The 13,886-nt window shown below is 53.3% G+C and carries 14 protein-coding genes; 2 read left to right on the top strand and 12 right to left on the bottom strand.

Annotated elements, in window-relative coordinates; translation table 11 throughout:
• Positions 1-13 precede the first annotated feature (13 nt).
• Together IE065_RS08770 and IE065_RS08765 are read right to left on the bottom strand one after the other, a co-directional pair.
• Positions 14-1,450 carry a UTP--glucose-1-phosphate uridylyltransferase gene (locus IE065_RS08770; protein ID WP_189514090.1) on the bottom strand — a complete coding sequence of 479 codons (1,437 nt, stop codon included), beginning with the start codon at positions 1,448-1,450 and terminating at the stop codon, positions 14-16.
• 145 nt (positions 1,451-1,595) lie between these two features.
• Entirely contained in the window at positions 1,596-2,285 is a 690-nt protein-coding gene (locus IE065_RS08765; RefSeq protein WP_189514088.1) for a metal-dependent hydrolase, read from the bottom strand.
• Positions 2,286-2,396: 111 nt separating this feature from the next.
• Here IE065_RS08765 and IE065_RS08760 point away from each other — a divergent pair, with 111 nt between their 5' ends.
• Positions 2,397-2,984 carry a thioredoxin family protein gene (locus IE065_RS08760; RefSeq protein ID WP_189514085.1) on the top strand — a complete coding sequence of 196 codons (588 nt, stop codon included), beginning with the start codon at positions 2,397-2,399 and terminating at the stop codon, positions 2,982-2,984.
• 50 nt (positions 2,985-3,034) lie between these two features.
• Here the strand turns inward: IE065_RS08760 and IE065_RS08755 are convergent, their stop codons facing one another.
• From IE065_RS08755 to IE065_RS08710, 10 genes are all read right to left on the bottom strand, one after another.
• Complete coding sequence (locus tag IE065_RS08755) at positions 3,035-4,132, bottom strand: sensor histidine kinase (RefSeq protein WP_189514082.1); 1,098 nt, start codon at positions 4,130-4,132, stop codon at positions 3,035-3,037.
• Positions 4,129-4,638, bottom strand: a complete 510-nt coding sequence (locus tag IE065_RS08750) for a methanogen output domain 1-containing protein (RefSeq protein WP_189514079.1) — start codon at positions 4,636-4,638, stop codon at positions 4,129-4,131. The genes IE065_RS08755 and IE065_RS08750 overlap by 4 nt, the downstream gene beginning before the upstream one ends.
• A 168-nt stretch (positions 4,639-4,806) precedes the next feature.
• Positions 4,807-5,760, bottom strand: a complete 954-nt coding sequence (locus IE065_RS08745; protein WP_189514077.1) for a purine-nucleoside phosphorylase — start codon at positions 5,758-5,760, stop codon at positions 4,807-4,809.
• A 102-nt stretch (positions 5,761-5,862) separates the two neighbouring features.
• A complete protein-coding gene (locus tag IE065_RS08740; protein ID WP_189514074.1) occupies positions 5,863-6,171 on the bottom strand; it encodes a hypothetical protein in 309 nt (102 codons plus the stop codon).
• Positions 6,138-6,515 carry a phage holin family protein gene (locus IE065_RS08735; protein WP_189514071.1) on the bottom strand — a complete coding sequence of 126 codons (378 nt, stop codon included), beginning with the start codon at positions 6,513-6,515 and terminating at the stop codon, positions 6,138-6,140. Before IE065_RS08735 ends, IE065_RS08740 begins: the two co-directional genes overlap by 34 nt.
• A gap of 3 nt (positions 6,516-6,518) precedes the next feature.
• Positions 6,519-6,845, bottom strand: a complete 327-nt coding sequence (locus IE065_RS08730) for an ElaB/YgaM/YqjD family protein (RefSeq protein ID WP_189514068.1) — start codon at positions 6,843-6,845, stop codon at positions 6,519-6,521.
• Complete coding sequence (locus tag IE065_RS08725) at positions 6,835-8,700, bottom strand: sensor histidine kinase (RefSeq protein WP_189514065.1); 1,866 nt, start codon at positions 8,698-8,700, stop codon at positions 6,835-6,837. The genes IE065_RS08730 and IE065_RS08725 overlap by 11 nt, the downstream gene beginning before the upstream one ends.
• Positions 8,701-8,823: 123 nt before the next feature.
• Positions 8,824-10,311: a sigma-54-dependent transcriptional regulator gene (locus IE065_RS08720; RefSeq protein ID WP_200163365.1), complete on the bottom strand. Its 1,488-nt coding sequence runs from the start codon at positions 10,309-10,311 to the stop codon at positions 8,824-8,826.
• Between the two features lie 119 nt (positions 10,312-10,430).
• Complete coding sequence (locus IE065_RS08715; protein ID WP_189514062.1) at positions 10,431-11,636, bottom strand: phospholipase D-like domain-containing protein; 1,206 nt, start codon at positions 11,634-11,636, stop codon at positions 10,431-10,433.
• 97 nt (positions 11,637-11,733) lie between these two features.
• Positions 11,734-11,907: a DUF1328 domain-containing protein gene (locus IE065_RS08710; protein ID WP_189514059.1), complete on the bottom strand. Its 174-nt coding sequence runs from the start codon at positions 11,905-11,907 to the stop codon at positions 11,734-11,736.
• Between the two features lie 371 nt (positions 11,908-12,278).
• Here IE065_RS08710 and IE065_RS08705 point away from each other — a divergent pair, with 371 nt between their 5' ends.
• Positions 12,279-13,871, top strand: coding sequence for a mechanosensitive ion channel family protein (locus IE065_RS08705; protein ID WP_189514055.1), 1,593 nt, complete (start codon positions 12,279-12,281; stop codon positions 13,869-13,871).
• Positions 13,872-13,886: the final 15 nt, after the last annotated feature.

Raw genomic sequence — 13,886 nt, 5'->3', positions numbered from 1 at the left:
TGGCAAGCGAAGATTATGCATCAAGTACTATGCCCTCTGATATCTCTGGTTTAGGGGAAAAACCCATCCAGCGATGAACAAAGCTTTCTTGATTGTCAGCAAACTTTGGCGTGACTTCAAACACGAAAGGCGGTTGGCCGTTTTCGTTGGTTTCAATCTCAACGCCCGCGGCTTGCGCCCAACGAGTATATTCGGCCAATTGCGCTTCACAGCAGGTTTGCGGCGAGTCGAGGCCTTCGGCGTTTTTAACGGGCGAAAATTCTTCTTCGCGGGTCGTGGCGATGATGACTGGGTGTCCGGCAAAGGGAAGGGCATCGAAGACGAACATTTCAAATTTCACACCGTTGGGCGTTTCGGGCTTAACGGGTTGGCCTTGGTCGTCGAGTGTGGCCACCTTCTTATTGGCGCGGTGGAAGGGCAGGGCGGCATCGGGGTTGTCTCCCCCCATGCGTTCCACAAACTCACGGTCAAGCACATGGATGGCAATAGACCCCGCGATGAAGCGGAGCTCGCCAGCAGGCGTGCGCTGCTCCACGAGCTCGTCTGTCATGTCACTATATTCCACGACGACGGTGCGCCCGTGCTGCGTGCAGAAATGGCCGACCTTCTCCATTGGATAGGCTTTGGGCAGCATTTTCGAGGACATCTCGCTCTTGGACTGTATATGAAAGCCAATCAGGGCCGGGTCAATGCTGCGGACGAGTGGGTTATCAACTTGGAAATAGGAGATAATGTCGATGCCAGCGGCTTTCATGATCTCAGTCGATCTACTACGTACGAGTGCACGTAAGGAACCACCGTGGCCATCCGGGCTCATGGCAATCTCGCCTTTGTCTGCGAGCATGATTTTGCCCTCCAGATCAACGGCGGGCATCAGGCCCTGCTGGAAGAAATGCACAGTGTCTGCGCCGAGCCCGAAGTAATCGTTTTCCTCGAAAAAATTGACCGTGGCCTCGTGGTTGAGGTTGCTCGTCATCAAAAACCACGGAATTGCGGTCTCATAACGGAGGCGCGCCGCCAGAACTTTTTCCGCAAATACCTGAAAGAGCGTCGCTTTGCGTACTGGAGTGACCGGGAATGTGCCCTTTGGGCCATCATAGCCGAGTCGTGTGCCTTGGCCGCCAGCAACGGTGAATGCCGCAACGCGACCAGCGCGCAACGCTTCTTCACCTGCGCAGCGCGCAGTGTGCCATCGTTGCGGGTCACCGCCTTGCTCAGGACGTGGAATGTAGGGCGCTGGGTGCAGGTCACTCAGATCGACGCCATGTTCCCCTTCGCAGAGCACGAGCGTTTCATTGAGGCGTGCAATTTCATTCAGGTCGATTTGTAAGGCTTGTGTCAGGAGCGTTTTGCGGGCTTCCGCATCGAGTTTTTCCCAGTAGCGGAAGACTTGGCCCTGTCCGGCCTGTTTAAATGCGTCAATCAGAGATTCGGCGGTCGCGGTATTCATACAGTGACCGTAAAGCGTCCCACGCGCGAAGGGCAAGTTTAACGTGGTGGATACGTGTTACCACAGTGGGGAAAATGGGGTTTTCCGCAAAGTTATTCCAATCCTCAATGGTTCCGTCCTCCGGCCAGCATTTCGCCGTTGTTTCCTAAAACTCCATGACGTCGCCGCTCTCCATGATGCAGACCTCGACGCCCAGTTTGGCTGCGCCGTCGGCAAAATCTTCGGGATTCTGCTCAATGAGTGGGAACGTATTGTAATGAATCGGCACAACATAACGCGGCCGGAGGAATTCCGTAGCTTTTACGGCGTCTTCTGGGCCCATGGTAAAGCGGTCGCCAATGGGTAACATGGCAAGCTCGATGTCGTTCATGTCACCAATGAGTCTCATGTCGCCGAATAGCGCGGTGTCGCCCGCATGGTAGAAGCTACGTTTGCCGGAAGTCACGAGGATGCCTGCTGGCATCCCCATGTAGAGCGCTTGGCCGTCTTCGCCTGGATAGCTGGAGCCATGGAAGGCGAGCGTGAACTTTACTCGGCCAAAGGGCAGGGTAATGCTTCCACCAATGTTCATGGGCTCGATTTTCACGCCAAATTTGGAGTTGAGGTAGCTGGCCAGCTCGAAATTAGCGATCACGGTTGCATCGTTGGCATTAGCAATGGCGACGGTGTCGCCCACATGGTCGTCGTGCCCATGCGTCAGGAGGATGTAGTCGCACTGGACATCTGTGGGTTTGACCGTGCATTTGGAGTTGCCGGACAGGAACGGATCGAAGAGCAGCTTGGTGCCTTCTGTCTCGAGCAGGCAGGCAGAATGGCCAAAGTATTGTAATTTCATTGCCCTGCCTAGTATCACGGAAAATTCAGGTTCGCAATCTTGGATTCTCGCCCGAATTTAAAACGTTCGTTTTGGTTTGATTTGGCCGTCTTCATTCCTAGGCTATTAGGCATGGCTGCGGTAAACTCCACCATGCTCCCCCTCGGCACTCCGGCGCCTGAGTTTGCTCTGCCTGATGCAGACGGTAACACTGTTTCTTTGGGCCAGTTTGATGGCGCGACCGCGTATTTGGTAGCGTTCATCTGTAATCATTGCCCCTATGTACTGCATTTGCGCAAGGACTTAGCTCGTCTGGCGGATGAATATCAACACCGTGGCGTCGCTGTTATCGCGATCAACGCGAACGATGCTGAGTGTTATCCAGACGACAGTCCCGAGAGAATGAAGTCCCAGATTTTCGAGGCTGGTTACACTTTTCCGTATCTCGTCGATGAATCTCAGGGCGTCGCCAAAGCATACCGTGCCGCCTGCACGCCCGATTTCTACGTTTTTGATCGTGATCGCTATCTTTGCTATCGCGGCCAGTTTGATGAGTCACGTCCTGGCAACGGTGTTTCCGTGACGGGTTCCGATGTTCGTGCTGCTCTAGACGCTACTTTAGAAGGCGAACGCATCCTCGACGACGTGCAGAAACCGTCTATCGGCTGTAATATCAAGTGGAAGCCTGGTAATGAGCCAGACTATTTCGGGAAGGCCTAGCTCCTCCCCCCCCTTGGTTTTGCGGTAACGAGTGATAATTCGCCCCGTACTTAGCACCAGGAAGGGATTTTTACGCGGAAAGTTGCACCTTTGCCTGGATCGCCCTCAGCGCGAATCGCCCAGCCATGTTTGTCGGCGATTGATTTACAGGTGGCCAAGCCAATGCCCAATCCGTCGTTGTTGGATTGGCCAGTGCGTACGTAGGGGTTGAACAAGTTTTTTAATCGACTGGGATCGAAGCCTTGCCCGTTGTCCTTCACAAAAAGTTCTAGGTGAGAATCATTGAGGCGGTCGCAGCCGATCTGGATTTTTAATGCCCGTTCGGTATGGCGAAACTTCACGGAGTTTTGCAGCAGGTTCTGCAAGAGTTGACGAAGGAGCTGACGGTCAGCCTTAACTACGGGTAGCAGAGATGGCCCAGTCAATTCGCCCCCACACTCGGTGAGCAATGACCGTAGGTCCACTTGAAGATTGGCGAGCAAGATAGACAGATCAATGCTCTCCAAAACAAGCTTGGCGCGATGCACCTGCGAATGCGCGTACAGGCTGTCCACAAAGTCGACCAGTCGTTCGCTGGACAGCTTTATCTCATGCATCAGGACACGGCTGTATTCTCGGTTTTCGGCTGCAACCTCATCGGGCAAGAGCCCCAAGCCCTGCACCACGGTAGCCAGCGGCGAACGAATGTCATGCACGAGCACATCGATGAAGGCCTCGATCGCGTGGCAGGTGTTTTCGTGCTCTTGGGCGATGCGCCGTTCGCGGGAAAGTGCATGAGCAACGAATTCCATTTCCCGATTGATCTTGTAATAGCGGTTAGAGTCGGTCTGCGAACCCTGGATCAGAAACATTGGTCTTCCGGCGAATGTGACCCGGCTGATTAAGCCTAAAAGCGCCTCACTGCCTCGCAGGCTTTCAATACGAAGTGGGAGCAGACCGGATATCTGGCTGGCAGCCTGCAAGCTGCGCATCACCGCTTCGGGATTAGCGAGAATGGTTTCCAGGTCGCCGAGAATCGGTAATTCGCCTATCCGTTGCTCAAAAGCGTTGTTGGCGAAATGCAGCGTCAAATTTTCATCCACCAATGCAACCGGGCAACTGATCTGCTCGAGCAAGGTGAATTGGTCTTGATAGATTTTTCCGCTCAAAACTTACCCCGATGAAAGTGAACACTGCCCTGATTAGCGATGGATGGATTTAGCCCGATCACCACTCGGCAGCGATTGTCGCCCCGTGCGATAGATTCGGTGATTTCCACATTGGCATAGTTGAAGTGAGACGCCGCTATCTGGCCGAAGACCGAGGAAGTCATGTGGCAAAGTGTGGGGCGTCCCAATACCATATCACCGAATGGACAACGTTTATTGACCAGCACGATGCGATCCTCTTCAATACTTTCTACGGTGAAGTCCCCGTCGATTTTTGCTTTCAGGTCGATGAGGACATCAGTCAAATCCTGCTGGCTCCATTTGCCGACATCTGCCGCCGTTGTGTAGTCCTCATTGATCTGCTGACCAATGCGCAGCCCGACCATTTTAATGAAGCCCTCCGCTTCTTCCATCCCGACTACGTCTTGCAGTGTTGAAGCTAGTTCGGAAACAAGCTCTCGCAAGAACTGTTCACGGTTGCGTTGGTTGTTGTGCAGTACGGGCATAGCTAAACTAACTAGCCGTTATATGGCAAATAGCCAACCAACGCGTGTTGAAGCTAACTGCTTTTACGTTTTTTTGTGCGACTATAAGGCCGGGTGCCAAGTCATCGCCAGGGGTATGCTTTAGCAATCAAACTACAGGCATTCCCTGCCAGACAATTCGGTAGAGGTTCAGCGAAGCCATTCCCGCAGCACGGCTCCGCCGACGCGGACTACATTCTCCAGCGCGGCAACCATGCCCGGATAGTTGGGCTCGTTTTCGCCAATCAGATTTTCCACGGCCGATTTGCCTTCTGGCGGACAGGTGAAATTACTGCCAGCACGTAAGACCAGCACGCGGTCTAATCGCGCGCGCGCCATGCGCTCAAGTTGACTGATTGCGTGGAGCGAGCCGGTGTCTTCCATCGCCGAGGTAACAAAGCGCGCCGCGCCATCAGTCCAGTAATAAACCCACTGCTCCGCCCATTCGTTGTGATGCGGTCCGTGCCAAAACCGTGCGGCCGACAGCGAACCACCCACTGCCACATGTGGGGCTTTTGCGGCACCGATGTAGTTCGCGAATTCACTCCGTGGCGTGGAAAGCTCGGGCGGGTCGAGTAAGGCTATTTTCGCAGTTTTCTGCATCGCCCAGCGAAGTAGTTCAGGGTTGATCTGAAAGCGCTGGTAGGGCCGCCCAAAGAGGCCATTCTCCAAAGTGCTTGGGCCGTAGGGCTCGCGTGCGCCCAGTGGGAAAATGCCGATTGGCCAGTCTTCTGGTGCGCTACGTAGGTCGACTTCGTGGGCGAGATCGCCGTCAACGACCCAGTCTGCCCAATAGACCCCCCCCAACGCGCCTGAATGCGGATTGATGCCGGCAATGCCGCTGATCAGCCAATGTGCGTTGCTTAGGTCGAGCTGCCCACACAGCCCCAGCGCCATCAGGGAAACCGCGGTGTTGGCCGTGCCTACACCCGCCACGAGCGCGATCAGCGTGCGGTCTGCATTGGCGTAAACAAAGTCCAAGCCACTACCGGGCAACTTAATGGGCTCCAGTCCAAATGCTTCACGGTAGGGGGTCAGTTCGCCGGCTTGGTCGTCACCGGGCTCAAACATGGTCACTAGGACCGCTTTTACGGGCGCAGACATGGGTGTCAGCATCGATACTTTCCCGTTAAACGCACGCGGAAAAATCGGCGACACTTGATTAATTTTACTCAAACAGAGGCTCTGGCGTTTTTTTACTAGCGGTTAATCTGGGTCTTCATTGTTGCCAAGTAGCTTCCAGGCTCCGAAGCCAAGGGCACCGAGCGTAGCGATTTTGAGGAAACGGCGTTTGCCTCTTCCACGACTGCTGATCGCACGCTGGGCGAATCCGAAAAGGACAGGGCGGAGCAGTGGAGTTAAACGCTTTAATGTGAACGCGATGCTGCCCATTGCTGCCGCCTTGCTGGCTTGAGGCAGGAGTTCGCTCACTTCCTCAAGCAACTCTATACGCTGGGCATGGATGCGTTCTTTGACGCGCGCTATTTCCTTTTTTTCAGAAGTGAAGATATACATTGGGCGTCTTTGCGCAGCTCACTGCGCGTTTCGGTGAAGGGGGTGCGTTTGTGGTCCATCAGGTAGACGGCGGCTGCGATGCTAAGAACCAGAATAAGCAGGAAAAAGCCACTAACCGCAGCCATGACCAAGGTCTGATAATGTTCCGGCGTAGCCATTGCCAAAGCGACAATGCCAGCGACGCCTGCTAAGACAAGACTGGCAGCGGCGAGGCAGGCAAAGCCTACCAACGCCGCTAGTCGCGCCTTTTCAAAGCGGTATTCGACGCCGAACAGTTCAATGCGCGCCTCCAATATTTGGAGTAACGTTTGTCCGAGCGCACCCGCGGTTTCCAGAGCCTTCATGCTTTAATCGCGCATGAAGCGGTCGATGACGATCCCTGCTACCAAGGCAATGCCGAGTGATTGCCAAGGATTGTCCTTGATCAGTTTTTCAAGATCATTGGCGGTTTCTTTGGTCTTGGCCTTCACGACTTCTCCTTGGTCCTTGAGCTTGTCCATGACGTCATTGAGTTGTTCACGGACGTGCTCAGCCTTTTCGGTGGCGAAGTCCTGCGTGGCGTCGGATGCGTCGCTTGTCAGGTGCTTGGCGTCTTCCATTAGAAGCTTGAGGTCAGCGATTAGTTTATCGCGGTCTTTTGCGAGTTTATCGCTAGGTGTTGTTTTAGTTGGCATGGTTTATTTCGGTTGATGGTTCGTTGTTTGGATTGGGAACGCTTTGCAGAACAAAGTAAAAATTGCTGCCTTGGCCTAGGACGGATTCGCAGCCGATTTGACCACCGTGTTCTTCGATGATTTCCTTGGAAATGTGGAGGCCTAAGCCAGCGCTGCCGTGGCGGCGGCTGTCCTCTCCCTGGGCATAACGTTCAAAGATTTGTTCAAGCTGTTCCTCGGGGACGCCGGGCCCCTGATCGCAGACTGCGAAACGCACATTGTCGCCGCGGGTGATTGTCTGGATAATGATGTCGGAGTCGGCTGGTGCGTGGCGAAGCGCATTGGACAGGAAATTGTTCAGTACGATTTCGATACCCTTGGAGTCGGCTTCAATGTAGGGATCGTCTTCGGCAGGTTCGGCGATTAAATTAACGTCGCAGGAGTTCGCCAGATCGCGGTGTGCGAGAATTGATTTCTCGATAATACTGTTGGCCCGACAAGTTTCGCGTTGAAGGCGTTTATCGCTCTGCTCAATACGACTCAGATCGAGTAAATTCTGGATGGTGGCGAGCTGGCGCTCGAGATCTTCCTTGGCCGTATCAACTAGCTCACGCTGGTCCTCGTTGAGTGGGCCGATGGTCTCCTCACTGAGGAGGTAGAGGGACATGCGTGCGCTGGTGAGCGGGGTTTTCAATTCGTGGCTGACGGTCGCCACGACATTGCCCTTGAGGTTGTCGGCAAGTTTCATCCGGGTGACGTCTTGCAGGAGCAGTGCGACGCCTTCGTCATCGACGCCGCTTGAGTCGTTATTGCCGGTGTCCACGAGGTCCACGGGAAAAGCGGCGACCAGAAAATACATTGGCTGGCTGGCGACATTGATACGAAGCGCCTCTTGCAAACGATCTTGCACGACAATGTCCCGAGACTCTAGCGCATCCTGCGCAAACTTAAGCAAGGGCTCGGGGAGGTCACTCTTGAACTCGGCTGTTTCGAGCAATGCGCCTGCCGGCGGGTTGGCGAAGAAGACCTTCATCTCACTGGTCAGGAAAATGATGGCGTGCGGCGTGCGTTCCAACACGCTACGAAAGGTGCGTGTGGTGGTGAGCAATTTCTGGTCAGTCAGGTTACGGTATTCACGTAGGCGCCCGACCATTAAGTTGAACGCTCGTGCGAGTTGACCGATCTCATCCTGCCGATTCAAAGATGCTTCAACGTCCAAATTGCCACGGCTGACGTCATCCAAGTTGGCTTCCAGTTGCTCCAGTGGGCTGAGGATCATGCGGCCAATTTGGCGGCTGATCAGGAGCGTGCCGAAAACACCCAACAAGATGCCCACAGCCAGCACGGCGAATGATTGGCTAATGCGTTCACGAAAGGCACCTTGCAGGTTAAGTAGCTCGTCGATGGCGGCGGTGGAAAGACCTTCCAGTAAGTTCTCCGCACGCTGACAGAGCATGAGTAGTTCTGTGCGCTGTGATGCGATAAACGGATCGTTTAACTGTGCGAGCATTTTCCTGAGGCTTGGACCAATTTGGTCGTTCATGCTCATTAGTTGAGGCATGCGTTCGGCTTCTTGGGCGTGTGGGTTTTGGCCAACAGTCTCGACGGCTTTCAGATAGTCACGGTGTGACCGGCTGATATCATCGCGCAGGCTGTGGCCATCAACTTCAGCCGTCATCTCGACAAGGATGCTTAACTCATGCAGATGAAAAAGTGCTTCGTCGAGAACCTCAGCAAACTCCTCGTGAGTTGTCTTGGCATCGCTGACTAGGGCATCGAGGTTGGCGAGCAGGAAAAAGGTCCATAACGCAAGTCCGACCAGTAGCAACTGTAGCGGCAGCAGGGCGACGTATAGGCGATTGCGGAGCTTCTTCATTCAGTTTTGTTGGATTTTTTAGCGTTGATGGCTTGAGGACGTAATTAGAATTATTTTATCCGTATTTCTTAATTTGTGATCTAAAAATAAATTGGTTGGCCTAGATATGAAGGGCAAGGATTTCTATGTTAACCCCAACCGCTTGCGCTTGCGGTAGAGGGTGGCGGTATCGATACCTAGGATTTCGGCTGCCTGTTCTAGGCTTTCAGATTTGGCGAGAATGCGGCGGATGTGCGCCTCCTCCAAATCGGCAAGGGAGATCAGTTGGCCTGGCCGTGGTCCACCATTTTCGTCGGCAATAAAATCATCGGGCAAATCGCTGGCATCGATCTCGTCCCCGTTTGACAGGATGACAGAACGCTCGATCACGTTACGCATTTCACGAAGGTTGCCGGGCCAAGAATAATCGATCAGTGCCTGGGCGGCGGTGGAATTGTAGTTTAGTTTTTTTCGGCCTTCGCGGCGCGCAAAGTGCTTCAGATATGTTTCTGCCAGTGGAAGGATGTCTGATGGGCGTTGAGACAGCGGCGGCATTTCGACGGCGATCACCTTGAGGCGATAATATAAGTCTTCGCGAAAGGTTCCAGCTTGGACTTCACTGGATAGATCACGATTCGTCGCGGCAATCACACGGATATTTGATTTGCGCACGCGGTTTTCGCCCAGCCGCTCATATTCACGATCTTGGAGCAGGCGGAGTAGCTTGGGCTGGATTTCCATTGGCAGCTCGCCGATTTCATCGAGGAATAGCGTGCCGCCTTCGGCTGCCGCGACCTTGCCCCAAGTGTCCTTGACCGCACCCGTGAATGAGCCTTTTAGGTGGCCGAAAAGTTCGCTTTCCAATAATTCCTTGGAGAGGCTAGGGCAGTGAACCGTAACGAAGGGCTCCGTTGCGCGTGGGCTGCGCTGATGGACGTTGCGGGCCAGCACGGTCTTACCGGTGCCGCTGGGCCCAAGGATCAGGATTGAGGCTTCAGAGTTCGCTGCCTTGAAGGCCATGTCGTAAGTTTTTTGGACGGTAGGCTCTTCCGATTCCAAGCGAATCGTGGCATCAGCGTCAGCAACCTGCTCTTGGAGGTCCTCGACTTTCCGTTCCAGCGAAATACTGCGCGCGAGCTTGGCAAGCATCTGGCGGATTTCATCGGGGATAAATGGCTTCTGTATGTAATCATACGCGCCGCGCTTCATTGAGTCGACAGCGGACTCGATTGAGGAATGCGCGGTGAATACTATGACTGGGATTTTTTCTTTCCGGTTTTGGAGTTTGGTTAGATAATCCAAGCCATTTTCATTGCCCAACATCACATCAAGGAACATCGCATCGATCTTCTCTTCAGCCAGAATGAATTCTGCCCGGCGAGAAGACTCAGCAGTGAAGGGCGTGTGGCCCATACTTTTAAGCGCGATGGAGGTGGTTCGCAGGATGTTGGCTTCGTCATCAACGATCAAAATATTCATACTACGTGCACTTGATGCTAATCCTGTGCCGTCTTCTCCTGCTGACTGATGACTATCGCGTATCGGCATAGGGCCTTTAGTCTCTATCTTTTCTTGGTCGATGGCTTGAGTTGCCTTTGGATTCACGGATTGAGCGCTGTATCGATAACTCATAAATGGCCCTAGTAGTACGATGGATATATTTATAGCGGCGTGGGAAATAAAACGGAAACATTGCAAATCGCAAATGGCCAAGGCCTTATTTTCATGCAAATTGCAATGTTTGGTAGGAGCTACAACTGATTGCGAAACGGGGTGAGCAAATAGTGAGTCAACGACTCCATCATATTCGGGCCGCGCCAAGTTTTGGGATCAATACGATCGGAGTATTCGAGGTCGGCTTCGTATTTGTCTCTCATTGTCTGGACAAAGGTTGGGCTTGCGGCGACGACGCCGATTTCTTCGTCCTTGAGTAAGGAGCGGCGGTTGAAATTAATCGATCCGAACATGGCGAGTTCTTGGTCGCACAGCACCAGCTTGGTGTGGATCATGGTCTTCTTATAGAGATAAATTTGGGCTCCAGCTTCGAGCAGTTCCCCAAAATAGCGAGCTGACTCGCGTCGTTCAAAGCGTCTATCCGTATACTCACCAGGGATCAGCACGCGTATGCGCACCCCGGCTTCGGCGCGGATGCAGAGCAACTTCAGCAGGTCTGGCTCGGGGACGAAATAGGGCGTCACGATGTCGATGCGTTCCTGCGCCAGCGTCAAGAGCGAGTGAAGCACCTTAAAGGCGTCACTCACTCGATAGCCGGAGTTTGAGCGTATTACTTGCAACGAGATGCCATCAGGGCGTTCGTTGGGGCTGGCAGTCATCATTTTAACAGGCGGCTCGCCTTCTTCAATCCAATTGTCCCAGAAAGCTCCGCTGAGGCCCTTGACGGCAGGCCCACGAAGGCGAAAATGCGTCTCACGCCATTCGCTGGGGTTGCGGGCGTCACCCTCCCATTCCTCGGCAATGCCCACGCCACCAGTAAAAGCGATACGACCGTCGCAAATCAGAATCTTTCGGTGTGTGCGCCAATCAAATTTTACGATGGATCGGCGTACAGGGCGAAACCATTGTACATGGACGCCCGCTTCGGTCATTTGATCAACGAGTTTGTTGGAAATATCAGAGCAGCCAAAAGAGTCGAGCAACACGCGCACGGTAATACCCGCCTTGGCGCGTTCGCTCAGGGCGTCAGCAAATTCTTGGGCGACCTTACCCGTCCAGTAGATATAGGTCAGCAGCTCAATGTGGTCATGGCTACTGCGTATGGCGGCGAGCATGGACGGGAAAATGCGGTCACCGTTATCGAGTGCATCCACGGTGTTGCCATGAGTGAAGGGAACGCCAAGTGCGTTCTCCATATAGGCTATTCGTGAGGGCGCGGCACCATCATGGGAATCTGTTGAATGAAAATTGGTAGTGAGTTCAGGCATAGTAGGGTCCAACATGGTGATTTAGGTTAGGCATTAAAAATGCCCGGCTGGGATTGGGACCGCAGACCGGGCGTTTTGATGTGCATGGTGGTTGGTAGGGCCAGGTGGTAAATTACATCGGTTTCTTGCCACGTAGCGCACCGACCAAAGCGGATACGATCAAGAGGACGAGGAAGACGAAGAATAATATCTTGGCGACTCCAGCTGCTGCCCCGGCGATACCGGTAAAGCCTAATACGGCGGCGATTAATGCGATAATGAAGAATGTGAGTGCCCAGCTTAACATGGTGTTTCCTTTTTTAGAGATTATTGATTGTTAGAACGCATCTACTAATGCATTGCTGGTGCCAATTTCTTGGGTAATTTGTAAGATGTTGGTTTATAGGGATTAATGTGTTTTAAGGAAAATCCCCCGAGTGTATTTAATGCAAAATGCAAGCAGGCGGACTATGGCATTAAGGCCATTTGCATGACCAAATGCGGCCAATCAACCACTGAGGCATTCTTGTGCGCGAAATTATTTTTTTCACGGCTTTGTTGAGCCGCTGGCTCCACGAAATTGGCCATTTTCGCATAATGAGCGCGCCTAGCGCCTTGATGCTGATATTTAGCTGAACCGGGCTTGATCGCCCGCCTACACATCTGATAACAAGGCCCATGCGAAAATTTATCAGCTTTGTGCTGCTCATCGCCACGTTGATTGCGTGGTTCTCAGTGGTCTCTACCGCGCAGGAGTCTCAATCGGCTCCGGAGCAGCCCGCCCAGTCCCCCCCCCCCCCGGATAAGAAGACGACCTCGCCGATAGAGGCGCTTATTGCACCGGACACAGCTGAAAAGACGGTTGTATCCACTGATGTACCTGCTGAAGCAACACAGCCGACGGCGATCGACGAGGCTTCTGATCTTTTGGGCGGCAGCGTCGATGATCTCGGGAAATCTCTCAAGGCCTCAGTCCGCGACTTTGCGAACGAGGCGGTCGAGGCAACGGGATTTCGACGTGAGATCAAAGTTTTCCTCAATTACCAGTTTGGCAGTTTCCGAGTGAAAGATTTGCTGTTGAGCTTTACAATTTTGCTGTTGGCTATGCTGACGCGTAACTTCCTGACCCGTGTGATTTTTCGCCGGATCAAAGCCTTGGCCAAAAAGACATCATTTGAACACGATGACGCACTATTGGCGGTGCTGGAGAAGCCAGTGTCGTTATTCCTATTGGTGTTGGGCATTAATCTGGCGATTTTGGCGCTGCCGCTAACGCCAGTGATTGATGGTCTATTGCAGGACCTCTTTCGCGGTGGTTCAATGTTGATTGTTGTCTGGGCGTTGGTACGCACGACTGATGTGCTGACCAATGCGTTCAGTGGCTCATTACAGGAACGCGGTTCGGCGCTGTATGGCTTTATTCCGACGATCAACAAGACGCTGAAAATCTTCATTGTTATCGTCGGGATGTTGTTGGTCATCGACAATCTCGGCTATAATGTGGGCGGGATATTGGCTACACTGGGCCTCGGGGGTGCGGCGATTGCTTTTGCTTCACAGGACACTATTAAGAATCTGTTTGGTACGTTCATGATCATGCTCGATCGCCCGTTCAAAGTGGGTGACTGGATTATCGTCGGTGACAAAGTCGATGGCGATGTCGAATCCATCGGCTTGCGTTCGACCAAGGTGCGGACTTGGCCGAAGACTGTCATTTCAATTCCCAATGGTGTCTTGGCCAACGAATACATTAATAACTGGACGCGTATGCCGAAGCGCCGCGTTAAGCAGGTTATTGGCATTACCTACGAGGCGACTGCGGACGATATGGATGCGTTGGTTTTCGACATTCGTGAAATTCTCGGCAGTGACGAAGGCGTCAACCAAGAGTTCATCCTGGTGAACTTCACTGACTTTGGAAACAGCTCGCTGGATATCCTCGTTTACTATTTCACGCTGTCTACCAAGTGGCTGGAATACATGGATGTACGACAGCGAGTGAACTGCAAGATCATGCGCGCCATCCAGAAACGTGGCCTCTCCGTGGCCTTCCCAACACGTACACTCTACTTAGATGGACAAGTCGCACGTCGCATGGCGCAGGTTGACTACGAGGACCGCTGGTCAGATCAGGTGAGTAAAGGGGGGCTTGGCGGTGGTCGCCCAGCCGACACCGGTTTCGACCCTAACCGACCTCCGGGGCAGCTCGGTGGTGGCGATAGCGGCGATGGCCGTTTGCCCGGTGATTGGGGTCCAGATATGCCAATGTAGCTTCACGCTACAAAC

Origin of the sequence: Cerasicoccus arenae, from assembly GCF_014651635.1 — a bacterium.
In the GTDB taxonomy this organism is placed as follows: Bacteria; Verrucomicrobiota; Verrucomicrobiia; order Opitutales; family Cerasicoccaceae; genus Cerasicoccus; species Cerasicoccus arenae.
Note: the sequence above shows the minus strand (reverse complement) of the source record. Positions and strands in the feature narration are given on the sequence as shown.

Excerpts from the sequence above, each read along its gene's own strand:
- IE065_RS08745 (WP_189514077.1), bottom strand. The coding sequence starts at position 5,760 with ATGTCTGCGCCCGTAAAAGCGGTCCTAGTGACCATGTTTGAGCCCGGT.
- IE065_RS08770 (WP_189514090.1), bottom strand. The coding sequence starts at position 1,450 with ATGAATACCGCGACCGCCGAATCTCTGATTGACGCATTTAAACAGGCC.
- IE065_RS08735 (WP_189514071.1), bottom strand. The coding sequence starts at position 6,515 with ATGAAGGCTCTGGAAACCGCGGGTGCGCTCGGACAAACGTTACTCCAA.
- IE065_RS08725 (WP_189514065.1), bottom strand. The coding sequence starts at position 8,700 with ATGAAGAAGCTCCGCAATCGCCTATACGTCGCCCTGCTGCCGCTACAG.
- IE065_RS08705 (WP_189514055.1), top strand. The coding sequence starts at position 12,279 with ATGCGAAAATTTATCAGCTTTGTGCTGCTCATCGCCACGTTGATTGCG.
- IE065_RS08720 (WP_200163365.1), bottom strand. The coding sequence starts at position 10,311 with ATGAGTTATCGATACAGCGCTCAATCCGTGAATCCAAAGGCAACTCAA.
- IE065_RS08765 (WP_189514088.1), bottom strand. The coding sequence starts at position 2,285 with ATGAAATTACAATACTTTGGCCATTCTGCCTGCCTGCTCGAGACAGAA.
- IE065_RS08750 (WP_189514079.1), bottom strand. The coding sequence starts at position 4,638 with ATGCCCGTACTGCACAACAACCAACGCAACCGTGAACAGTTCTTGCGA.
- IE065_RS08760 (WP_189514085.1), top strand. The coding sequence starts at position 2,397 with ATGGCTGCGGTAAACTCCACCATGCTCCCCCTCGGCACTCCGGCGCCT.
- IE065_RS08730 (WP_189514068.1), bottom strand. The coding sequence starts at position 6,845 with ATGCCAACTAAAACAACACCTAGCGATAAACTCGCAAAAGACCGCGAT.
- IE065_RS08715 (WP_189514062.1), bottom strand. The coding sequence starts at position 11,636 with ATGTTGGACCCTACTATGCCTGAACTCACTACCAATTTTCATTCAACA.
- IE065_RS08740 (WP_189514074.1), bottom strand. The coding sequence starts at position 6,171 with ATGTATATCTTCACTTCTGAAAAAAAGGAAATAGCGCGCGTCAAAGAA.
- IE065_RS08710 (WP_189514059.1), bottom strand. The coding sequence starts at position 11,907 with ATGTTAAGCTGGGCACTCACATTCTTCATTATCGCATTAATCGCCGCC.